21 protein-coding genes and 1 tRNA gene are annotated in these 20,201 nt (G+C 59.4%); 13 read left to right on the forward strand and 9 right to left on the reverse strand.

Features of this window, described 5'->3' with window-relative positions:
* The first annotated feature begins 195 nt into the window (after positions 1-195).
* The 5 genes from cho (at position 196) to ACSBQS_RS04835 (ending at position 2,572) form a co-directional block, all read left to right on the forward strand.
* Positions 196-1,044, forward strand: coding sequence for an excinuclease Cho (gene cho / locus ACSBQS_RS04815; protein WP_033650719.1), 849 nt, complete (start codon positions 196-198; stop codon positions 1,042-1,044).
* A gap of 112 nt (positions 1,045-1,156) precedes the next feature.
* A tRNA-OTHER gene (locus ACSBQS_RS04820) sits at positions 1,157-1,253 on the forward strand.
* A 191-nt stretch (positions 1,254-1,444) separates the two neighbouring features.
* The gene (locus ACSBQS_RS04825) at positions 1,445-1,744 is read left to right on the forward strand and encodes a sigma-S stabilization anti-adapter protein IraP (protein WP_033642650.1); all 300 of its coding nucleotides are present in this window, start codon (positions 1,445-1,447) and stop codon (positions 1,742-1,744) included.
* A gap of 123 nt (positions 1,745-1,867) precedes the next feature.
* Entirely contained in the window at positions 1,868-2,371 is a 504-nt protein-coding gene (locus ACSBQS_RS04830) for a YlaC family protein (RefSeq protein ID WP_047026308.1), read from the forward strand.
* Positions 2,372-2,440: 69 nt separating this feature from the next.
* Positions 2,441-2,572, forward strand: coding sequence for a hypothetical protein (locus ACSBQS_RS04835; protein WP_015377413.1), 132 nt, complete (start codon positions 2,441-2,443; stop codon positions 2,570-2,572).
* 60 nt (positions 2,573-2,632) lie between these two features.
* On the opposite strand, the gene ACSBQS_RS04840 is transcribed toward ACSBQS_RS04835, so the two are convergent.
* The 4 genes from ACSBQS_RS04840 to mdoC all read right to left on the reverse strand — a co-directional run bounded on the left by ACSBQS_RS04840 (position 2,633) and on the right by mdoC (position 6,666).
* Complete coding sequence (locus ACSBQS_RS04840; RefSeq protein ID WP_033642652.1) at positions 2,633-2,761, reverse strand: hypothetical protein; 129 nt, start codon at positions 2,759-2,761, stop codon at positions 2,633-2,635.
* Between the two features lie 243 nt (positions 2,762-3,004).
* Positions 3,005-4,726 carry a potassium/proton antiporter gene (locus ACSBQS_RS04845; RefSeq protein ID WP_004927894.1) on the reverse strand — a complete coding sequence of 574 codons (1,722 nt, stop codon included), beginning with the start codon at positions 4,724-4,726 and terminating at the stop codon, positions 3,005-3,007.
* 283 nt (positions 4,727-5,009) lie between these two features.
* Positions 5,010-5,234: a hypothetical protein gene (locus ACSBQS_RS04850; RefSeq protein ID WP_033642653.1), complete on the reverse strand. Its 225-nt coding sequence runs from the start codon at positions 5,232-5,234 to the stop codon at positions 5,010-5,012.
* 301 nt (positions 5,235-5,535) lie between these two features.
* Positions 5,536-6,666, reverse strand: coding sequence for a glucans biosynthesis protein MdoC (mdoC, locus tag ACSBQS_RS04855; protein WP_047026307.1), 1,131 nt, complete (start codon positions 6,664-6,666; stop codon positions 5,536-5,538).
* 259 nt (positions 6,667-6,925) lie between these two features.
* On the opposite strand from mdoC, the gene mdoG reads away from it, so the two are divergent.
* The 3 genes from mdoG to ACSBQS_RS04870 all read left to right on the forward strand — a co-directional run bounded on the left by mdoG (position 6,926) and on the right by ACSBQS_RS04870 (position 11,454).
* Complete coding sequence (gene mdoG / locus ACSBQS_RS04860; protein WP_169539530.1) at positions 6,926-8,494, forward strand: glucans biosynthesis protein MdoG; 1,569 nt, start codon at positions 6,926-6,928, stop codon at positions 8,492-8,494.
* Positions 8,487-11,045 carry a glucans biosynthesis glucosyltransferase MdoH gene (gene mdoH, locus ACSBQS_RS04865; RefSeq protein WP_033650723.1) on the forward strand — a complete coding sequence of 853 codons (2,559 nt, stop codon included), beginning with the start codon at positions 8,487-8,489 and terminating at the stop codon, positions 11,043-11,045. The genes mdoG and mdoH overlap by 8 nt, the downstream gene beginning before the upstream one ends.
* A gap of 163 nt (positions 11,046-11,208) precedes the next feature.
* Positions 11,209-11,454: a YceK/YidQ family lipoprotein gene (locus ACSBQS_RS04870; protein ID WP_033642658.1), complete on the forward strand. Its 246-nt coding sequence runs from the start codon at positions 11,209-11,211 to the stop codon at positions 11,452-11,454.
* A gap of 6 nt (positions 11,455-11,460) precedes the next feature.
* Here ACSBQS_RS04870 and ACSBQS_RS04875 read toward each other — a convergent pair whose 3' ends face one another.
* Together ACSBQS_RS04875 and ACSBQS_RS04880 are read right to left on the reverse strand one after the other, a co-directional pair.
* Positions 11,461-12,006: a GNAT family N-acetyltransferase gene (locus tag ACSBQS_RS04875; RefSeq protein ID WP_434989793.1), complete on the reverse strand. Its 546-nt coding sequence runs from the start codon at positions 12,004-12,006 to the stop codon at positions 11,461-11,463.
* A 33-nt stretch (positions 12,007-12,039) separates the two neighbouring features.
* Positions 12,040-12,417 carry a MysB family protein gene (locus ACSBQS_RS04880; RefSeq protein WP_015377419.1) on the reverse strand — a complete coding sequence of 126 codons (378 nt, stop codon included), beginning with the start codon at positions 12,415-12,417 and terminating at the stop codon, positions 12,040-12,042.
* A gap of 209 nt (positions 12,418-12,626) precedes the next feature.
* On the opposite strand from ACSBQS_RS04880, the gene leuA reads away from it, so the two are divergent.
* Entirely contained in the window at positions 12,627-14,315 is a 1,689-nt protein-coding gene (gene leuA / locus ACSBQS_RS04885) for a 2-isopropylmalate synthase (RefSeq protein ID WP_434989795.1), read from the forward strand.
* Here the strand turns inward: leuA and ACSBQS_RS04890 are convergent.
* Complete coding sequence (locus ACSBQS_RS04890) at positions 14,266-15,066, reverse strand: AraC family transcriptional regulator (protein ID WP_434989797.1); 801 nt, start codon at positions 15,064-15,066, stop codon at positions 14,266-14,268. The genes leuA and ACSBQS_RS04890 overlap by 50 nt on opposite strands.
* Positions 15,067-15,203: 137 nt before the next feature.
* Between ACSBQS_RS04890 and ACSBQS_RS04895 the strand changes: the two genes are divergently transcribed.
* The 4 genes from ACSBQS_RS04895 to ACSBQS_RS04910 are packed head-to-tail and all read left to right on the forward strand — an operon-like array spanning position 15,204 to position 16,765.
* Positions 15,204-15,521, forward strand: a complete 318-nt coding sequence (locus ACSBQS_RS04895; protein ID WP_033650728.1) for an ArsR/SmtB family transcription factor — start codon at positions 15,204-15,206, stop codon at positions 15,519-15,521.
* On the forward strand, positions 15,511-15,945 hold the full coding sequence (locus tag ACSBQS_RS04900) for a YeeE/YedE family protein (protein ID WP_033650729.1): 435 nt from the start codon (positions 15,511-15,513) through the stop codon (positions 15,943-15,945). The genes ACSBQS_RS04895 and ACSBQS_RS04900 overlap by 11 nt, the downstream gene beginning before the upstream one ends.
* 2 nt (positions 15,946-15,947) lie before the next feature.
* Positions 15,948-16,376, forward strand: a complete 429-nt coding sequence (locus ACSBQS_RS04905) for a YeeE/YedE family protein (RefSeq protein WP_033650730.1) — start codon at positions 15,948-15,950, stop codon at positions 16,374-16,376.
* Positions 16,367-16,765, forward strand: a complete 399-nt coding sequence (locus ACSBQS_RS04910; protein ID WP_047026302.1) for a VOC family protein — start codon at positions 16,367-16,369, stop codon at positions 16,763-16,765. Before ACSBQS_RS04905 ends, ACSBQS_RS04910 begins: the two co-directional genes overlap by 10 nt.
* A gap of 49 nt (positions 16,766-16,814) precedes the next feature.
* Here the strand turns inward: ACSBQS_RS04910 and ACSBQS_RS04915 are convergent, their stop codons facing one another.
* Positions 16,815-18,368, reverse strand: coding sequence for a peptide MFS transporter (locus ACSBQS_RS04915; protein WP_197666379.1), 1,554 nt, complete (start codon positions 18,366-18,368; stop codon positions 16,815-16,817).
* 474 nt (positions 18,369-18,842) lie between these two features.
* The gene (gene mdtG / locus ACSBQS_RS04920; protein WP_197749739.1) at positions 18,843-20,081 is read right to left on the reverse strand and encodes a multidrug efflux MFS transporter MdtG; all 1,239 of its coding nucleotides are present in this window, start codon (positions 20,079-20,081) and stop codon (positions 18,843-18,845) included.
* Positions 20,082-20,201: the final 120 nt, after the last annotated feature.

Raw genomic sequence — 20,201 nt, forward strand, 5'->3', positions numbered from 1 at the left:
AGTCTGCCATCATGGCAGCGCCAGCTTGAACTGGCGCTAAACGTGAGGCGCTTTCCCGCTGGAAAGGGGATAGTAAAGGCTTTCCCGTTAAAGATCACGGTGAGTTATTATCCGCCGGGTGTGCAACCGGCTGCGTTGGGCGTTATACTGGGTAAAAAACCAGTATTCATTCATCAGCAGGATAATGCCACCGCCATGATGCCAAACCGCCTCGAGCCGGAACTCGACATTTATCAATACCCGGAGCACCTGCGCGCCTGCCTGGCGCCGTTGCCTAAAGGGCCGGGCGTGTATGTGTTTCACGGTCAAAGCGAGAGCCTGCCGCTTTACATCGGTAAAAGCGTCAATATACGCAGCCGGGTGATGGCGCACTTCCGCGCGCAGGACGAGGCTAAAATGCTGCGCCAAACCCGACGCATCAGCTTTATCGAGACCGCCGGCGAGTTGGGCGCATTGCTGCTGGAGGCGCAGTTGATCAAACAACAACAGCCGCTGTTCAACAAACGTCTGCGGCGCTCGAAACAGCTGTGCGCGCTGCGCTTGCAGGCTGATGCGGTGACGATTGCTCACGCCAAAGAGATCGACTTCGCCGTCACGCCCCATCTCTACGGGCTGTTTGCCAATCGCCACGCCGCGCTGGAAAAGCTGCGCGCCATCGCCGACGAGCATCGTTTATGTTACGGCAAGCTGGGGATCGACAAGCTGCCGGCGGGGCGAGCCTGTTTCCGCTACAGCCTGCGCAAGTGCGCGGGCGCCTGCTGTGGCGTGGAGTCGGCGCAGGAGCATGCGCTGCGGCTCAGCGCGGCGCTTGAGCAGTTGCGCATCGCCTGTTGGCCGTTCGCCGGGCGCGTGGCGCTGGAGGAGCAGGGCGAGACGCTGCGTCAGTACCATGTGATCCACAATTGGTTTTATCTGGGCTCGGTCGGCAATCTGGCGCAGGCGGAGCGGCTACAGAGCGCGGCCAGCCATTTCGACAGCGATGGCTACAAGATTTTGTGCAAGCCGCTTATCGCCGGCGATTACCCGATTATTGAGCTGCCGTAAGGCCATAACGCTGGCGATAACCTAAGACTTATCCGTAAAATCAGGGCATTATGCTAAAAAAGCTTGAGTCCATAATATTGTTATGGATAATAACGCCCCGAAGCGAAGGAACGCGCTATTAACTCAGTTGGCAGAGTGATTGGTTTTATAATGGCTTGTTTTGGCTTGAAAATTGATAGACGCGGGTTCGAGTCCTGCATAGCGCGCCAGCTTTCTTTCACTTCACTTCATCTCATCGCGCTTATCGTAAAGCGCACCCGGGTTGATTTGCACTATCGGCTCCTCGTTGGGATTTTCGGGTGTGCTTTACCGTAACCGCTGGCTTTCCTTCCTCTTTCTCTCTCGATCCTTTGCTAAACTGTAATCAGGCAGGCTTGCTGCCCGGCAACAGGAGGTCGATATGTCCCACTCCGAGCAACTGCAGGAACTCTTGCAACGCGTCGCCGCCCTCGAGGCGAGAGAGAAGGCGCTGACCGCCGCGTCCAACGCTTACCAGGCGATTATCACCACCATGTTGGGCAATATGGAGAAGACCGAACGGGATCGCATCATCGCGATGATCGATCAGGCCCATGAAATCGCCTACGCCCGCGCCATTCAACGCAGCAACGAACCGCAAAAGCAGAAAATCAAACAGGCCGACGACGTCGCCCAGCGCATGTTCATGTTTGCGCAAGGCAAAGCCGCTCAACCGCGCTGAAGCCGAACTATAACAGTTGCCGCCATTAAGTTGGTTAACTGATCTACCCGGCAAAACTGTACTTGTGTTACTTTTAGCGGTGAGATTTGATGGCAATGCTGTTTCCAGCATAAGGTTGTAACGATGGACGCGATTAAAAGCATCTTGGTTAAAGAGATTGAACAGATCAATCGGCGCGAAGGGCGCGACGGCAAGCCGCGCTTCAACAGCGAATTCGCCCGCACTCACCGCTATTTGTGCCTTGCCATGTTCGCCGGTTACTTCGCGGTGATCGCCGTGATGTATCAGGTGCCGTACATGGGGATGTATGCCTTCCTCGGCTTCACCGCCTTTGTGCTGTTCATGTTCGCCATGCTGCTGATAGAGATCCGGCCGGTCTACCGCTTTGAAGACATCGGGGTGCTGGATCTGCGAGTGTGCTATAACGGCGAGTGGTACTTCACCCGCGCGCTGTCGCCTTATGCGGTGCAGCAGCTGCTGGATGAGCCGTCCATCGGCGCCGCGCTGAAACAGAAGATGCGGGTGATCATCGGCAACAAGGGCGAAATCGACTTCTACGACGTGTACGACATGGCCTACGGAAAAAAGCCGCAGGATGAGCCATCGCAGCTGGCGGCGGCAAACTGAAAGGTTTCCGGCCGGCGGCTTGTCGATTATACTCAGCGTTTGAACGCGAAGCAGAATGAGGACCAAGCGATGAGTGATGATATTTTCGATTTTGATATCGATGCCGAACTGGCGAAAGCCGAAGAAAAAGCGGCGCAGAAGGTAAAAGAGGTCCCTGAATTCCTCGAAGACGAAGCGGACTGCGAAGGTTGCAAGATCTGATCGCCTGACCCATAAAAAAACCGCCGCGGCGGTTTTTTTTATCTCTGAGCGTCCTCGGTATCAATCCAGCATGAATCCCCAGATGAGGAATGCCGCCACCAGAATCAGGCAAAGCGCGGACACCGTCACCAGTATTTTCCCCAGAATGTCTTTTTCTTGTTCCCGCTGCGTCACGTTGAAATTATCCAATTAAAAGTCTATGGACCAAACCGGCGATGCTGAGATCGAGCGCCGCTACGCCCAGCGCCATAATCATCATCACCGAAAGAAATCGAGTCTTGCCGTTCACATCCCTAATCCCCGTTGGCGCCGCTGTTAAATTATTTTTATATCAAACGGATATAATTCAGCGACGCCGTACTTCATACATCATGATAGTGATTAAGAACGTTCTTAAGGCCAGAAGTTCCCTCATCTGATAGCGCGGCCGCGTTAGTCGGTCACGATCCTGACGCCTATCTTGCTGACCTGATTGCCCTCCATTTCGGCAATGGTCCAGGTCAGGCCGTCCCATTCCACCTGGTCGCCGATCACCGGTTCACCGCCGATCAGCTGAATGACGAACTGCCCCAGCGTCTGTTGCTCGTCGACATCGTCTTGCAGATTGAGTCCATAAACCTGCGAGATGTCGCTTAAACGGGCGTCGGATTGCAGGATAAAGTCGCCGAAGAAGCGTTCGTCTAGCGTCACGGCCGGCGCTTGGCTAAACAGTTTGCCGAGGATCGGCAGATCGTGCTCATGGCCGATAACGCACAGGATATCGTTCTCGCGCAGCCGGGTACTGCCGCTAGGGTGCAGTAGCTCTTTGCCGCGGAACAGGGCGGCGATGCGGGTATTGGGCGGCATTTTCAGCTCGCGCAGCGCGGCGCCGACGCACCAGTTTTCCGCCGAAAGCTGATACACAAACTGTTCCCACTGGTTTTCCGGGTGCACGTCCAGCCCAACGCGGGAGATCGGCGTCAGCGCCGGCGGCACGATCACCTTGGCCTTTTTGGCGGCGAAAGACAGCGTGGTGCCTTGCAGCAGCAGGGAGACCAGCACCACGAAGAACGCCACGTTAAAGAACAGCTGGGCGTTGGGCAGCCCGGCCATCATCGGGAACACCGCCAGGATCACCGGTACCGCGCCGCGCAGGCCAACCCAGGAAATAAAGCCGCGTTCGCGCAGGGTAAAGCTGCGGAACGGCAGCAGGCCGATAAACACCGACAGCGGGCGTGCGAACAGGATCATCCACAGCGACAGCAGCAGGGCAGGGATAGCGATAGGCAGCAGCTCATGCGGGTTGAGCAGCAGGCCGAGCACCAGGAACATGCCGATCTGGCTGAGCCATGCCAGGCCATCGAAGGTTTGCACGATGCCGTGACGGTTGCGAATTGGACGGTTGCCCAGCAGCAGGCCGCACAGGTACACCGCCAGAATGCCGCTGCCGTCCAGCGCCGTGGTCAGCGCGAAAATAAGAATGCCGCCGCTCACCGCCAGCAGCGGGTAGAGGCCGTCCGCCAGCTTGATGTGGTTAATCAGCGTCAGCAGCAGCCAGCCGCCGCCGAGACCGAAGACGATGCCCATGCCGAACTGCTGCATCAGATGCAGCGGGAAGGTCCAGCTCAGCGCGGTTTCCCCGGCGGCGATCATCGCAATCAGCGTGATGGTGAGAAATACCGCCATAGGATCGTTGCTGCCGGACTCGATCTCCAGCGTGGCGCTGACGCGTTCGTTCAGGCCTTTGCCGCCCAGCAGCGAAAATACCGCGGCGGCGTCGGTAGAACCGATGATGGCGCCGATCAGCAACCCCTGCAGCAGATCGAGATTGAACAGCCAGGCGGCGGCCATGCCGGTCAGGCCGGCGGTGATCACCACGCCGACGGTGGCGAGAGACAGTGCCGGCCACAGCGCCACGCGGAATGAGCTGACCCGGGTGCGCATGCCGCCGTCGAGCAGGATCACCGCCAACGCGAGGTTGCTGACCAGATAAGCGACCGGGTAATTGCTGAAGACGATGCCGCCGGGGCCGTCAACGCCGGCCAGCATGCCGATCGCCAGGAAGATCACCAGGATCGGAATGCCGAGCCGGGAAGAAAATGAGCTGAGCAGAATGCTTGCCCCCACCAGCACGGCACCGATGACGAACAAGCTGTTAATGGTGCTGGCATCCAAAATATCGTTCTCCTGAGGCTGGGGGATAGTGGGCACTGCGCGTGTTTCGATGATAACGTGTTTAGTGGGTAAAACGCCAAGGCTGATTGCGAAAACAATCGATCAATTATTACCCTTTGGTGCGATTAAACTAAGAAAGTGAGGGGAAGAGGTGAAGTTCTGCCTTTTATCCAACATTATCAGGCTGCTGTATTTCGGGTTTGGCAATAATGCCGGGTTTGCACGGCGGGAAAAACCATTAAGCCCGCGCAGGCAGGCTTAATGGTTTGCAGGCGCGGTAGGGTTAATGGTCGAGCGATTCCAGCGACCGTTTGATCAACTCGGTGGCCAGTTTGCGTTCCGCTTCGGAAATGCCGTCGAGATTGAAGTTGGAGAGCTCAGCGACCAAAACGCTGCGTTCTTTACCGCTGATCGAAGCATCCAGCGCGGACAGCAACCTGCTGAGGATCTTCAGCAGGGTGGCGTTTTCCGCTACGGCTTCCTGAGCCTGGGTGTTTTTATCGGTCATTCAAAATCCTCTCTGTCGTGACGGAAGGGAGAGACAGGTAACGCCATCGAATCAATCAAGCGATCGCGCAGCCCTTCGGGGGTTGAGCCCAATCACTACCGTAAGGCAGGGATCCGGATTTCTACTTATGCATTGCAGTTATAACGGCCATGTTATCTATGCCGCCGTATCACTTTGCCTTAACGGACGACGTCAAGCTGAACAATGTGTGCTCTGCATGCAAACGACCAGTATAGGCTTTTTGCGCGGCGGTAATATGACAGAAAACCCCTGCAAACATTCGGGTTTACAGGGGCCAGGTTTATTGCGGCTTGCCGGAGAACAGGAAGCGCAGCACCGGGATGCGTTTGTGCAGCTCATATAAAGCGAAGGCCAGCGAGAACACAAACAGCAGGCCCAGCAAGAACCCCAACAGGTTGTTGCCGATATAAGGCGTCACGAAAGCGCCATATATCAGGGTCAACGGATGGTGCACCAGATATATAAACAGCGAGGCGTTGACCAGATAGGTGATGCGCGGCGAGTGATAATTCAGCAGGTTATGCCCGAAAGAGAACACCACATTGGTCATCAGGATCCCCATTAGGGTTTTGATCACCACTTCCAGCTCGAACATATAGCTGCTGTGCGCCAACAGTTTCTGGTTCAGCATATATGCGATAAACAGCAGCAGCGAGCCGAGCAGCGCCAGCGGCGAACGGCGCAGGAAAATCTCTTTAAGCCACACATACTTAAACGCATAGGCGCCGAGGATGAAGAACGGCAGGTAGAACATCGTCTCCATCACCACGAAATTGAACAGGCCATTGGATAATAGCTGCGGCGCGAAAATTAAAATAATACGGTGCGCGGCCGAGTAGCATACCGCATAAATAAAGAAACACAGTGAGATGTTTCCTAATCCACGCATTCTGTTGATTAACGCTGGAATAGGCTCGCGGGTTTGACGCTTGATTTTGCGGAACAGATAAAAGCAGGCGAAGGTTAACAATGACAGGGTCAATAAGAACCACAGATGAGACACCAATTCCCAAACTGTTACATTTATTTTCTGATAGAGAGAAAACTCGTCCCAGCCGTTTAATTTATCGGTGAAATATTTCAGCATGAAAAATTGCGGCACCGTAATTAGCGGGATGGAGCTCAACAGCGGGATCGCCACCCGCTCCAGCCTGACCTTCAGCCACTGATGGCGCTCGTAACGTTCGTAGAGCATGTAGGAGAAGTAGCCGGAAATCACGAAGAACACCTGCATGCGGAAGGCGTGGATGAAGTCGTTCAGCACCGTGAGTGAGAAGGAGGGCGACGCGCTGTTCACCGCCCAGACGTGGCTGGAATAAATCAGGGAAAGGTGAAACGGAATGCCGAGCAGCATCAAATAGGCTCGGATCGAATCGAGGAAAAACTCGCGCTGTTTGCTGCCTTTAGTCATAGATTACCGCTGGTGATTTAATCGGGTGCTCATTAACACGCTTAATAAGTCGTCAAACGTTAAATTGTTATCCGGAACCCTACTATAGCCCCTCGCATTTTTCCATAGCGTCTTGTTGCGCGGCTTGCTACGCTGGTGCTCCATCAGCTGCTTAAACAATGAGCCGTAAACATGAACCATCCATTTATCATGTTGTCGGAAAGCTGAGTAATCCATTAATATGGATTTAAATGATTTGAGCACACGAATAGGGGGGGATGTGCTAGTTAATATATTATCCGGACAACCACGCGCCGCGAGCGTTCGTTGGTTAGGTGCTACCGTATTGTTCACGCTGTTCAGTTCGCCGGCATGGGCCTTTTCTATTGATGATGTGGCCAAGCAGGCGCAGGATCTGGCTGCGAAAGGTTTCGAAGCCCCGAAGAGCAACCTTCCTTCTCAGTTCCGCGAGATGAAGTTCGCAGACTATCAGCAGATTCAGTTCAATCACGATAAAGCCTATTGGAGCAAGCTGAAAACCCCTTTCAAGCTTGAGTTTTATCATCAGGGGATGTATTTCGATACGCCGGTGAAAATCAACGAAGTCACCTCTACCAGCGTAAAACAGATCAAGTACAGCCCGGATTACTTCAACTTCGGCTCGGTCAAACACGATCCTGAATCAGTGAAGAACCTCGGCTTTGCCGGCTTCAAGGTGCTCTACCCGATCAACAGCGCCGACAAAAACGATGAGATTATGAGCCTGCTGGGCGCGAGCTATTTCCGCGTGGTGGGTAAAGGGCAGGTTTACGGGCTTTCCGCTCGTGGCCTGGCTATCGATACCGCTTTGCCTTCCGGCGAAGAGTTCCCGCGTTTCCGCGAATTCTGGGTTGAGCGTCCGAAGCAGGGCGACAAACACCTGGTGATCTACGCGCTGCTGGATTCCCCGCGCGCCACCGGCGCTTACCGTTTCACGGTGATCCCGGGCCGTGACACCACCGTGGACGTCGAGTCCAAAGTGTTCCTGCGCGATAAGGTGGGCAAATTGGGCCTGGCGCCGCTGACCAGCATGTTCCTGTTCGGCCCGAACCAGCCGTCGCCGACGCTGAACTACCGCCCGGCGCTGCACGATTCCAACGGTCTGTCTATCCATGCCGGCAACGGCGAGTGGATCTGGCGTCCGCTGAACAATCCTAAACACCTGTCCGTCAGCACCTATACCGTTGAGAATCCGAAAGGCTTCGGTCTGCTGCAGCGCGGTCGCAACTTCAAAGAGTACGAAGATCTGGACGATCGTTACGATCTGCGCCCGAGCGCCTGGATCGAACCGAAAGGCGACTGGGGCAAAGGCAAGGTCGAGCTGGTGGAGATCCCAACGGCGGATGAAACCAACGACAACATCGTCGCGTTCTGGACGCCGGATACCTTGCCGGAAGCCAAAAAACCGCTGACGCTGAGCTACCGTCTGAACTTCACCCGCGATGAAGACAAACTGCATTCGCAAGACATCGCCTATGTGGCGCGGACCATGCGTTCGACCGGTGACGTGAAGCAGTCCAACCTGATCCGCGAGCCTGACGGCAGCGTCGCCTTCCTGGTCGATTTCGTCGGCCCGGTGCTGAAAGCGCTGGACGCCAATACGCCGGTCGCTTCTCAGATCAGCATCGGCGACAACGGTGAAATGGTAGAAAACAACGTCCGCTATAACCCAGTGACCAAAGGCTGGCGCCTGACGGTGCGTCTGAAAGTGAAAGACGACAAGAAGCCGGTAGAAATGCGCGCGGCGCTGGTCAATGGCGATAAGACACTGTCGGAAACCTGGAGCTATCAGCTACCTGCCAATGAATAAGCCTACTCAACCCGCCCAGGATTATCTTGCGGCGCTGCCTCTGACCGCCGAGCGGTCGGAGGCGCTTACCCCTAAAACGGCGGATGACGCTCAGGCTCTGGAGGCGCTCCATCGGCAGATGGGCGCCGCCGACGCCAACGTCAATAGCCTGTCGGCGGATGACGTGGCGCTGGCCTCGGTCAAACCGCGCATCGAAAGCGCCTGGCCGGATGCGGTCAGCGATGACGACTTCGATACCGACGCCGAAGGGCGCGCCATTCTGAAGGCGACGCCGCCGATCAAACGCACCACCATGTTCCCGGAAGCCTGGCGCACCAACCCGGTGGCGCGCTTCTGGGATTCTCTGCTGGGGCGGTCGCCGCACAATCGGCACGCCACCAAAGAGGAGGCCGAGGCCGAGAACCGCTGGCGTACCGTCGGCTCCATGCGCCGCTATGTGCTGCTGGTGCTGATGCTGGTGCAAACCGGCATCGCCACCTGGTATATGAAAACCATCTTGCCTTACCAGGGCTGGGCGCTGATCGATCCTATCGCCATGCTGGACCAAGATCTGATGCAGTCGGTGCTGCAGCTGCTGCCGTATGTGCTGCAAACCGGCATTCTGATCCTGTTCGCCGTGCTGTTCTGCTGGGTCTCGGCCGGTTTCTGGACCGCGCTGATGGGCTTCCTGCAGCTGCTGATCGGCAAGGACAAATACAGCATTTCCTCCACCATCAAGGGCGATGAGCCGATCAACCCGGCGCACCGCACCGCGCTGATCATGCCGATCTGCAACGAAGACGTCGAACGCGTGTTCGCCGGCCTGCGCGCGACCTATGAGTCCGTCGCCGCGACCGGCCAACTGGAACACTTCGATATCTACGTGCTGAGCGACAGCTACGATCCGGACATCTGCGTGGCGGAGCAAAAGGCGTGGATGGAGCTGTGCCGCGATGTCGACGGCCACGGCCGCATCTTCTATCGCCGCCGCCGCCGCCGCGTCAAACGCAAGAGCGGCAACATCGACGACTTCTGCCGTCGCTGGGGCGGTGAGTACAGCTACATGGTGATCCTGGATGCCGACAGCGTGATGAGCGGCGAATGCCTCACCGGGCTGGTGCGGCTGATGGAAGCCAACCCGAACGCCGGCATCATCCAGTCCGCGCCGAAGGCGTCCGGCATGGATACCCTGTACGCGCGCGTGCAGCAGTTCGCTACCCGCGTTTACGGGCCGCTGTTTACCGCCGGTCTGCATTTCTGGCAGCTGGGCGAGTCGCACTACTGGGGCCATAACGCCATCATCCGCGTGAAGCCGTTTATCGAGCACTGTGCGCTGGCGCCGTTGCCGGGCGAGGGCTCCTTCGCCGGTTCTATCTTGTCGCACGACTTCGTTGAAGCGGCGCTGATGCGCCGCGCCGGCTGGGGCGTGTGGATCGCTTACGATCTGCCGGGCAGTTACGAAGAGCTGCCGCCGAACCTGCTGGACGAGCTGAAACGCGACCGTCGCTGGTGCCACGGCAACCTGATGAACTTCCGCCTGTTCCTGGTGAAGGGCATGCACCCGGTGCACCGCGCGGTGTTCCTCACCGGCGTGATGTCCTACCTGTCGGCGCCGCTGTGGTTCATGTTCCTGGCGCTCTCCACCGCATTGCAGGTGGTGCATACCCTGATGGAGCCGCAATACTTCCTGCAGCCGCGGCAGCTGTTCCCGGTCTGGCCGCAGTGGCGGCCCGAGCTGGCGATAGCGCTGTTCTCCACCACGCTGGTGCTGCTGTTCCTGCCGAAGCTGCTCAGCATCGTGCTGATCTGGGCCAAGGGGGCGAAAGAGTATGGCGGCGCGTTCCGTTTGTTCATTTCGATGCTGATGGAAATGCTGTTCTCGGTGCTGTTGGCGCCGGTGCGCATGCTGTTCCATACCGTGTTCGTGGTGAGCGCCTTCCTCGGTTGGGAAGTGGTGTGGAATTCGCCGCAGCGTGACGACGACGACACGCCGTGGGGCGAAGCGTTCCGCCGCCATGGCTCGCAGATGTTGCTGGGCCTGGTGTGGGCCGGCGGCATGGCGTGGCTGGATCTGCGTTTCCTGTGGTGGCTGTCGCCAATCGTGTTCTCGCTGATCCTGTCGCCGTTCGTGTCGGTGCTGTCGAGCCGCGCGACGCTGGGCATGAAAAGCAAACGCGCCAAGCTGTTCCTGATCCCGGAAGAGTACAATCCGCCGCGTGAGCTGCTGGCGACGGAAGAGTACCTGCATCTCAACCGCAACCGCGCGTTGACCAACGGCTTTATGCACGCGGTGGTCAACCCGTCCTTCAACGCGTTGGCGACGGCGCTGGCGACGGCGCGTCACCACCTGCGCGCGACGCTCGATCGCAATCGCGAGGAGCGGGTAAACGAAGCGTTGCAGCTGGGGCCGGAGAAGCTGGTGAAGGGCAAGCGTCTGGAACTGCTGAGCGATCCGGTCACGCTGGCTCGTCTGCACCAGCGCGTCTGGCTGCTGCCGGAAGGCGCTGCCTGGCGTGAACACTACCAGCAGTTGCCGCACAACCCGCTGGCGCACCCAACGGGCCGGCGTTAATCGCTTAACGGCAACGCTTAGACGGGGAATGCGCACGGCGCGTTCCCCGTTTTTTTTACCTTTTGCCTGAGCGCGCCGGTGCCGGTGAAAAAAGGGAACTGTGATAGACTGCGGCCGATGCGTTGTTCACTCGCGAAACAACCCCTTTCTCAGAGTCAATGTCGTGAAGCTCTCTTCCTACTTTCGCCTGGCCTGCGTGACGGCCGGCGTGATGGCCCTAACCGGCTGCGGCAGCATCATCAGCCGCACCGTGCCCGGCGCCGGGCACGGTCACCAGTATTATCCCGGCGTGCAGTGGGATCTGCGCGATACGCCCTGGCGCTACGTCACGGTGATAGACGTGCCGCTGTCGATGGTGGTGGACACCTTTATGCTGCCGTTCGATGCGCAGCATGGCCCCTACGAGTAACTTCGTTCAGCGGGTGGCGAACACCACCAGCTGGTAGCCTTTCTGCCCGCAATGGAAAGGCGCCAGCGCCGTCATCCCCAGCCCTTGCACGTGAGCGGCCAAAGAATGCGGATTGTCGTCGTCGATAAACAGTGCGCCCACGTCGTAATCATGGCGGGTGTGCGCTTTGACTGCGGCGTAGAGGCGCTTTAATACGCCTTTGCCGCGCCAGGCCATGCCGAGGCAGACCGGGCCGTAGAGAAATACCCGCTGCTCACGCAGCGGCCGTCCGGCGAATGAGTGCGTGGCGAGCGTCGCCAGCATCGCATCCACCACCGGCGGCCGCGGCTGCGCGTCGGCGGGCATCAGGCAAACGAACCCCGCCAGTTGGCCTTCCTGTTCCGCCACCCATATGCCGATGCTACGGTTGATCGCCGTCAGCTGCGCCTCATTCATGCGCGATACGATAAATCCCTGCCGTTTTTGGCGCTCATCGAGCGCTTCCGGCACGTTTTCCGCCTGCAGTTGCAAAATGGCGGGGTAGTCGGTGGGGCGGGCCTGGCGAATGTTCATGCTGCCTCCTTGGCGTTCAAAGCGTCGTGCGGGTTAACGTTCATCCCACTCATCGGCGGCGGCCTGGCCTTCTTCGGTATCCAACGGCGGCTCGAGCTGGAAGTCGCCTTCCTCCCATTCGTACAGGGTGTTTTCGTCTATCCACTCGGCGGTGATTTCCACCTCGTCGTAGTCACCGTCGAAGATCGCCTGCGCCGCCGCACCGCTGCGCAGCGTCAGGCATTCCACCGCCTCGCCTTCTTCTTCGAAGAACTCCGCCTGCCACATCGTGTCGCCATCCTGCATCACGTACTTTTGCAGATTGAACTGCTGCGGCACCGGCGGTTCGTCACCGCCGCCGCCTTCGGCGGTGTCGAGAAACTCTTCGCGTGCGGCCTCGATGGCTTCTTCCAGGGTTGCATACAGGCTCATGTTCGCCTCCGTTGACAATGAGAGTAAAGCGTCCGGCGTGCTGCCGGCGCGGTGGGGGAAACGTCAAAACTAATTGTTGTCTCACTGGCGCAGGATGCAAATTTTTTTGTTGTCCGCTCTGCGACGACGGTTGTCCGCAAAGCGGGAGAAGCAGGCGCGGAGGCGGGAAATAATGACGGTATCGTTCACTCAGGCATCAGGAGAAGCCCATGTTAATCGACCCTTCAAGCAAATACCGACCGTTCCCGCCGGTGACGTTACCGGATCGCCAGTGGCCTTCGCGTACCCTGCGACAGGCGCCGCGCTGGTGCTCCAGCGATCTGCGCGACGGCAACCAGGCGCTGGCGGAGCCTATGGATAACGCGCGCAAGCGCGAGTTCTATCAGCTGCTGTTGCAGTGCGGTTTCAAAGAGATTGAGGTGGCTTTCCCTTCGGCGTCGCAAACGGACTTCGACTTTGTGCGCGCCCTGATCGACGAGCGGCTGATCCCGGACGATGTCACCATTCAGGTGCTGACGCAGTCGCGCGACGATCTGATCGACCGCACCTTCGAGGCGCTGCAGGGAGCGCCGCGGGCTATCGTGCATCTGTACAACGCCACGGCGCCGATGTTTCGCGACATCGTGTTCCGCCAGGATAAGGCGGCTACCGTGGCGCTGGCGGTGAACGGCGCGCGGCGCATTCGCCGGCATTGCGAGGCGCAGCCCGATACCGTCTGGTGCTTCGAATATTCGCCGGAAACCTTCTGCTTTACCGAATTGGCGTTCGCGCTGGAGATCTGCGAAGCGGTGGCGGATGTTTGGCAACCGGGGGCACAGCGGCCGATGATCATCAACCTGCCGGCGACGGTGGAGGTGAGTACGCCCAACGTGTATGCCGATCAGATCGAATGGTTCTGTCGCCACTTCAGCCGTCGCGCTGATGTGACGATCGGCGTGCACCCGCATAACGATCGCGGCACCGGCGTCGCCTGCGCCGAGCTGGCGCTGCTGGCCGGCGCCGATCGGGTCGAAGGCTGCCTGTTCGGCAACGGCGAGCGTACCGGCAACGTTGATCTGGTCACGCTGGCGTTGAATCTCTATACCCAGGGCGTGGCGCCGGGCCTGGACTTCAGCCGCTTGAAGCAGGTGGTGGAGGTGGTGGAGCAGTGCAATCAGCTGCCGGTACATCCTCGCCATCCTTATGCCGGTGAGTTGGTGTTTACCGCCTTCTCCGGATCGCATCAGGATGCGATCAAGAAAGGCTTCGCCGCGCAACGGCAGCGGCAAGATGGCTGGTGGCAGGTGCCTTACCTGCCGCTCGATCCCGCCGATGTCGGCTGCAGCTATGAGGCGGTGATCCGGGTTAACAGCCAGTCCGGCAAAAGCGGCGCCGCCTGGCTGTTGGAGCAGAACCATGGGCTGGCGTTGCCGCGCGGTTTGCAGATTGATTTCAGCCAGGTGGTCCAGCGGGCGACCGACGGCAGCGGTAAGGAAATGAGCGTCGCGCAGCTGTGGCGCTTATTCCGCGACTCTTACGGGCTGGTGGAGCAGCCGCGCTTGCAGCTGTTGAGCTATCAAACGGAAAGTCACGGCGTGGAAGCGTACAGTTTCAACGCGCGAGTCGCCTGGCAGGGGGAGCCTCTGCAGCTGCAGGGGGCCGGCAACGGCCTGCTTTCCAGCGCGGTGGATGCGCTGCGCCAACGCTTCGGTTTGCCGTTGGCTATCGAAGATTACCACGAGCATACGCTGGGGCATCAGAGCGACAGTCGAGCGGTGGCTTACATTCGCTGCGTTTTGCCGTACGGCGAGGCGAGCTACGGCGTTGGCATCGACGTCGACTCCGCCAGCGCTTCGCTGCAGGCGTTGTTCAACGTCGCCGGGCGCTATCTGGCGTCAACGTCGGCGCGGCCCGGCTGAAATAGTCGCTGGGCGCGACCCCCAGCACTCGGCGAAACATGGCGCTGAACGCGCTGGGGCTGTCATAGCCGAGATCCAGCGCCACTTCCAACACCGAGCGTCCGGTCGCCAGCGCGTTCAGCGCCGCCAGCAAACGGGCGCGTCGCACCCAATCGCCAAAACGCAGCCCGGTTTCTCGCTGGAAGCGCCGCGACAGGGTGCGTCCGCTGACATTGAGGCGTTCGGCCGCCTGTTCCAGCGTCCAGGGCTGCGCCAGCGTGACCTGAATATGGCGGCACAGGGCGAGCAGCGAGGCCTCGCGCGGTTCGGGCAGGTGCAGCGGCAGGCTCGGCAGCACCCGTAATTCATCCAGAATCAACTCCATGATGCGCTCGTCGCGCCCGCCGCTGGGGTAGCCGGACGCAATCTCCATCGCGCTGATAATCAGCTCGCGCAGCAGCGGCGACACCTGCACCACCTGGCACTGAGCCGGCAGATCGGCGCGCGCCAGCGGATCGATGAATAACGTCCTGGCCGCTACCTGGCCGGTGATGCGTAGACTGTGCACCACTTTCGCCGGTACCCAGACGCCGCGGCCGGGCGGCACCACCCAACTGCCGAGCCGGGTAGTGACCTGCACCACGCCGCTCAGGGTGTGGATCAGCTGCGCGCAGTTATGGTAGTGCTCCGGCTCGCTGTCACCATGATGATAATCCCTGGCTAACGGCCGGACAGGCTGATCGGGCGGCAGAACGTCGTGAAAAAACAGCATCGCTGGCGCCCTCCGCGCGGCAAAAGGATAAGACCAAACAGCATGCCATGCGGCGTTATTTCACGCCAGCCGGTGGCTTTGCGTGCCAATACTTTATAAAATAATATTATATAATTTTGTATATTGATGGAGGGGCAATGGATATTGACGCGATGCGTAAGGCGGCGGCGCAGGCCGGCGCGATGCTGCGCACCCTGGGTAACGAAGATCGGCTGCTGCTGCTGTGCCGGCTCAGTCAGGGCGAGATGGCGGTGAGCGAACTGGCGCAGGCGCTGGATATCCGCCAGCCGACGCTGTCCCAGCAGCTTGGCGTGCTGCGGGAGGAAGGGTTGGTGTCCACCCGGCGCGCCGGCAAGCAGATTTACTATGCGGTGGCCGATGCCAAAGCGCTGGCGCTGCTCCATACCCTGTATCAGCTTTATTGCCCACCACCGGAGAACCGCGATGACCATTGACTGGCAACACTTCACGCCTTATTCCGCGCTGGCGGGCGGGGCCATTATCGGCGGCGCGGTGGCGCTGCTGCTGCTGTTCAACGGCCGGATTGCCGGCATCAGCGGCATTACCGGCGGTGTATTGAGTGCCGGTGGCCGGGAGCGGGGCTGGCGCGCCGCATTTATTGGCGGGTTGCTGCTCTCTCCCTGGCTGTATGCTGCCGCTGCGGCTTTGCCGTCCGGTGAGATCGCGGTCGGCAACGGCGGACTGGCGGCCGCAGGGCTGTTGGTGGGATTGGGCACTCGATTGGGCAGCGGTTGCACCAGCGGGCATGGCGTGTGCGGCGTCGCACGGTTGGCGCCGCGTTCGCTGGCCGCCACGGCGGTGTTTATGCTGCTGGGCTTTATGACCGTGTGGTTGATGCGCCACCTGGCGGGAGGTTGAGAATGCTTAAAACGCTGTTGGCGCTGCTGAGCGGCGTCATTTTTGGTCTGGGGCTGATCGTCGCCGGCATGGCCAATCCGGCCAAAGTGTTGGCGTTTCTCGACGTTACCGGCGCGTGGGATCCCTCGCTGGCGTTGGTGATGGCTGGTGCGATCGCGGTGGCGGCGCCGGCCTTCCTGTGGGCGAGGCGACGAGAGCGTAGCCTGTTGGGGGAAACGCTGCAGATCCCGGCCGCCGGGCGTCTGGATCGTCGTTTGCTGGCGGGCAGCGCGCTGTTCGGCATCGGCTGGGGCATCGCGGGTATTTGCCCCGGCCCAGCCTGGGTGTTGGCCGGGGCGGAGATAAGCCGGGTATGGCCGTTCCTGCTGGCAATGCTGGCGGGCATGGCGCTGTATGACGTTATCATGAGGAGGAGGAGGACATGTCGATAGCCAAAGCGGTGTTGCGCATCGCGCGCCCGACCGATCGGTTGCAAGAGATTGCTACGCTGTATTGCCGCGGGCTGGGGTTCGAAAAGCTGGGCGAGTTTGTCGATCATCAGGGGTTCGACGGCATGATGATCGGGCATCCGCAGCATGCCTACCATCTGGAGTTCACGCAGCATCGCGGGGTACGGGTCGGGCAGGCGCCGACGCAGGATCATCTGCTGGTATTTTATCTGCCGGATGAGAACGAATGGCGGGCCGCGTGTGAGCGGATGCGGGCGGCGGGATTCTTAGCGGTCGCCGCCTATAATCCCTATTGGGATCGGGCGGGGCAAACCTTTGAAGATCCTGATGGCTACCGGGTGGTATTGCAGCATCAGGCCTGGCAAGCATAAAAAAACCGGCGCATCGAGCGCCGGTTTGCGAGATAAAACGGGCTATCCGTCAGGCGTTGGTCGCCGGTTTTTGCGCGCTCTTGGACTGGGTATTTTCCAGCATGCGGCGAATCGGCACGATCAGCACGATAAGCACGGCGGCGCAGATCAGCAACGCGACTGAGCAGCGGGCGAACAGATTCGGCAGCATATCCAGTTGGTCGGCCTTGACGTGACCGCCGATCAGACCGGCTGCCAGGTTGCCCAACGCGCTGGCGCAGAACCACAGCCCCATCATCTGACCGCGCATTCTCTCCGGCGCCAGCAGCGTCATGGTGGCCAGCCCGATCGGGCTCAGGCACAGTTCACCCAGCGTCAGCATCAGGATACTGCCCACCAGCCACATCGGCGATACGCCGGCGCCGCCGTTGCTCAGCACATTCTGCGCGGCCAGCATCATCAGGCCAAAACCGCCGGCGGCGCACAGGATACCGATCACGAACTTGGTGATGCTGCTCGGACGCACGTTATTGCGCGCCAGCGCAGGCCAGGCCCAGCTGAAGACCGGTGCCAGCAGGATGATGAACAGGGCGTTGATCGACTGGAACCATACCGCCGGGATCTCGAAGTCGCCGATCATGCGATTGGTGTAATCGTTGGCGAACAGGTTAAACGAGGTCGGTTTCTGTTCAAACGCTGACCAGAAGAACGCGGCGGAGATCAGCAGGATGAAGCACACCAGCAGGCGTGCGCGCTCTTTGCGGCTCAGGCCGGCAAAGGCGAACAGATAAATGAAGTACAACGTGACCGACGCGGCGATCACGTACACCAGCACGCTGGCCACCTCGACCGGATTGATGACGATAGTGCCTTGGGCGATCAGCACGATGACCGCCACCAGGATGGCCGCCAACGCCAGCAACCAGGCGCCGACGCCTTTTTTCTTCGCGACCGGGCTGTTCCAGGTGGAGTCCAGGCCCACTTCGCGGTCATAGCGTTTCATCGCCGGGACGGCGAACACCCGGAAGATCACCAACGCCACCAGCATCCCGATGCCGCCGATGCCGAAGCCCCAGTGCCAGCCGTGTGACTTGATCAGCCAGCCGGAGATCAGCGGGGCGATGAACGAACCGATGTTGATGCCCATGTAGAACAGCGAGAAACCGCCGTCGCGACGCGCATCGCCTTTCTTGTACAGCGTACCGACCATCACCGAGATACAGGTCTTGAACAGGCCGGAACCGAGCACGATGAACATCAGACCGATGAAGAACAGGTTGGTGCCCATCACTGCGGACAGCGCGATCGACAGGTGGCCGAACGCGATCAGGATCGAACCGTACCAGACGGCCTTGCGTTGGCCGAGCCAGTTGTCCGCCAGCCAGCCGCCCGGCAGCGCCGCCAGGTACATGCTGCCGGCGAAGATGCCGACGATCGCCGACGCGTTCTCGCGCGCCAGGCCCAGGCCGCCGTCGTACACCGTGGCGGCCATAAACAGGATCAGCAGCGGACGGATGCCGTAGAACGAGAAGCGCTCCCACATTTCGGTGAAGAACAGAGAACCCAGCGGATAGGGATGGCCGAAGAAGGTCCGGCTTTCTGACTTATTGACAGAGGATTGCATAACGATTTCCCAATAAAAGGCGCTGCAAGGCTGCAGCCCGTACTGTGGTATGTATGTGTATTTAATGAAGGCGATCCGCCCAATGCGGATTACCCGACAAAACCGCGGCTGCAACGCTGATAAACCGTGGAAAGCGTGCTGACCTTTTCTTCACTTGGCCGATGGTTCACATCTGGCGTGATATTATTTAACCATTTGATAACTGGTCGTTGGTTTTGTCTAGTACCTGTATCCCATTTTTTAGACGAAAAGTCGACAAGCATCTCCTTTTCTGGTTTTTCTGTTGGTTGTGACAGGAATATGATTGACAGCGGGTTTTATGCGCTGAAAGTTAATTATTTGTTGATAAACAAGATGTTGTATTAAGAAAGTTCTGAGTTAGGTGAAAATTCACCGGCGGCGAGAAAGCATTATTAAAAATAGGGGAAACGCGCCGTTGATCCGGCCAACGGCGGAAACTGGCGATAAATGCAGCTATTGCTCTTCCTGCAGCGTATCTTCCCGCATATAGCCCGGCCGTCGTCGCAGACACCACCAGGAATAGCCGGCGTTGAACAGCACCACCAGCGCGGTGACGCCGAAGACCGCGCGAAAACCGTAACCGGCGGAGACTGCGGCGCCGAGCAGCGGGCCGCTGACGTTGCCGACGTCGCGGAACGACTGGTTATAGCTGAAAATACGGCCGGCCACCTGATTGGTGCAGTTATAAATCAACAGCGTCTGTACCGCCGGCAGCAACGCGCCGTCGGCCGCCCCCAGCAGAAAACGCAGCACCCCGAGTTGCCACGGTGTTTGCACGAACGCCATCGGGATCAGCAGCAGCACCGAAACGATCAGCATGAACACCAGTATGCGTTCCGGGCCGATGCGATCGCCCAGCTTGCCCAGCCGCGGGGCGCTCATCAATGCCGCGACACCGGGCACCGAGGCGATCAGCCCGCTGATAAACGCCAGATTGTGGGTGGCGCCGGCCAAATCGCGCACATACAGCGTCAGGATCGGCGCGATCGAGCCGGTGGCGATCTGGATGATCATGGTGGTGACGAACAGGCTGAGCACCAGCTTCGGGTTTTTCAGCGAAGCGAACACCTGTTTTGCGTGCAGCATGTCGCGCTTTTGCACCGGGGTGAATTGTTCTTTGACATACAGCAGCGTCAGCATGAAGCAGACGAACAGCACCGCGGCGGTGATATAAAACACCGGGCGCAGGCCGTATAAATCGGCCAGCAGCCCCCCGATCAGCGGGCCGATCAGCGCACCGCCGACGCCGCCGGTGGACAGGGTGCCGAGCGCCCAGCCGCTGCGGTTGCGCGGCACCTGGGTGGCGATCAGCGCGTTGGCGTTGGGAATGAACCCGCCGAGCAGCCCCAGCACCGCACGCAGTGCGAGAAACTGCCAGACCGTTTGCGCCATGCCCATCAGCGCCATGACGATCGCCATACCGAGCGCCGAACGCAGCAGCATCAGTTTGCGGCCGCGTCGATCGGCCAGGGCGCCCCAGAACGGTGCGGCGATAGCGGAAAACAGGAAGGTGATGCTGAACAGCAGACCGGACCACATGTTGAGCGCCTGATGGTCGGTAACGCCCAGCGTCTCTACGTACAGCGGCAGAAACGGCATCACCAGGCTGAAGGCGGCGCCGGTGAGAAAACATCCCAGCCAGGCGACGAAAAGATTGCGTTTCCAGTTAACGGGGTCTGCTGCCGAAGCCATAAATGTCCACTGCCGAAAGGTGACGCGTTTTGCCGGTGGCGAGATGATGGGGCAAAACGTGAAAGTTAGCGTGGTAAGTATGCGCCGCAGGCGCGGCGACGGCAAACGAGGGGACGCAGA

It is taken from the genome of Serratia sp. H402Y (assembly GCF_051172415.1).
In the GTDB taxonomy this organism is placed as follows: domain Bacteria; phylum Pseudomonadota; class Gammaproteobacteria; order Enterobacterales; family Enterobacteriaceae; genus Serratia; species Serratia ureilytica.

Coding starts and splice junctions, on each gene's coding strand:
- cho (WP_033650719.1), top strand. CDS start 196: ATGATGCCAAACCGCCTCGAGCCGGAACTCGACATTTATCAATACCCG.
- ACSBQS_RS04825 (WP_033642650.1), top strand. CDS start 1,445: ATGTCCCACTCCGAGCAACTGCAGGAACTCTTGCAACGCGTCGCCGCC.
- ACSBQS_RS04830 (WP_047026308.1), top strand. CDS start 1,868: ATGGACGCGATTAAAAGCATCTTGGTTAAAGAGATTGAACAGATCAAT.
- ACSBQS_RS04835 (WP_015377413.1), top strand. CDS start 2,441: ATGAGTGATGATATTTTCGATTTTGATATCGATGCCGAACTGGCGAAA.
- ACSBQS_RS04850 (WP_033642653.1), bottom strand. CDS start 5,234: ATGACCGATAAAAACACCCAGGCTCAGGAAGCCGTAGCGGAAAACGCC.
- mdoC (WP_047026307.1), bottom strand. CDS start 6,666: ATGACTAAAGGCAGCAAACAGCGCGAGTTTTTCCTCGATTCGATCCGA.
- mdoH (WP_033650723.1), top strand. CDS start 8,487: ATGAATAAGCCTACTCAACCCGCCCAGGATTATCTTGCGGCGCTGCCT.
- ACSBQS_RS04875 (WP_434989793.1), bottom strand. CDS start 12,006: ATGAACATTCGCCAGGCCCGCCCCACCGACTACCCCGCCATTTTGCAA.
- ACSBQS_RS04880 (WP_015377419.1), bottom strand. CDS start 12,417: ATGAGCCTGTATGCAACCCTGGAAGAAGCCATCGAGGCCGCACGCGAA.
- leuA (WP_434989795.1), top strand. CDS start 12,627: ATGTTAATCGACCCTTCAAGCAAATACCGACCGTTCCCGCCGGTGACG.
- ACSBQS_RS04890 (WP_434989797.1), bottom strand. CDS start 15,066: ATGCTGTTTTTTCACGACGTTCTGCCGCCCGATCAGCCTGTCCGGCCG.
- ACSBQS_RS04895 (WP_033650728.1), top strand. CDS start 15,204: ATGGATATTGACGCGATGCGTAAGGCGGCGGCGCAGGCCGGCGCGATG.
- ACSBQS_RS04900 (WP_033650729.1), top strand. CDS start 15,511: ATGACCATTGACTGGCAACACTTCACGCCTTATTCCGCGCTGGCGGGC.
- ACSBQS_RS04905 (WP_033650730.1), top strand. CDS start 15,948: ATGCTTAAAACGCTGTTGGCGCTGCTGAGCGGCGTCATTTTTGGTCTG.
- ACSBQS_RS04910 (WP_047026302.1), top strand. CDS start 16,367: ATGTCGATAGCCAAAGCGGTGTTGCGCATCGCGCGCCCGACCGATCGG.
- ACSBQS_RS04915 (WP_197666379.1), bottom strand. CDS start 18,368: ATGCAATCCTCTGTCAATAAGTCAGAAAGCCGGACCTTCTTCGGCCAT.
- mdtG (WP_197749739.1), bottom strand. CDS start 20,081: ATGGCTTCGGCAGCAGACCCCGTTAACTGGAAACGCAATCTTTTCGTC.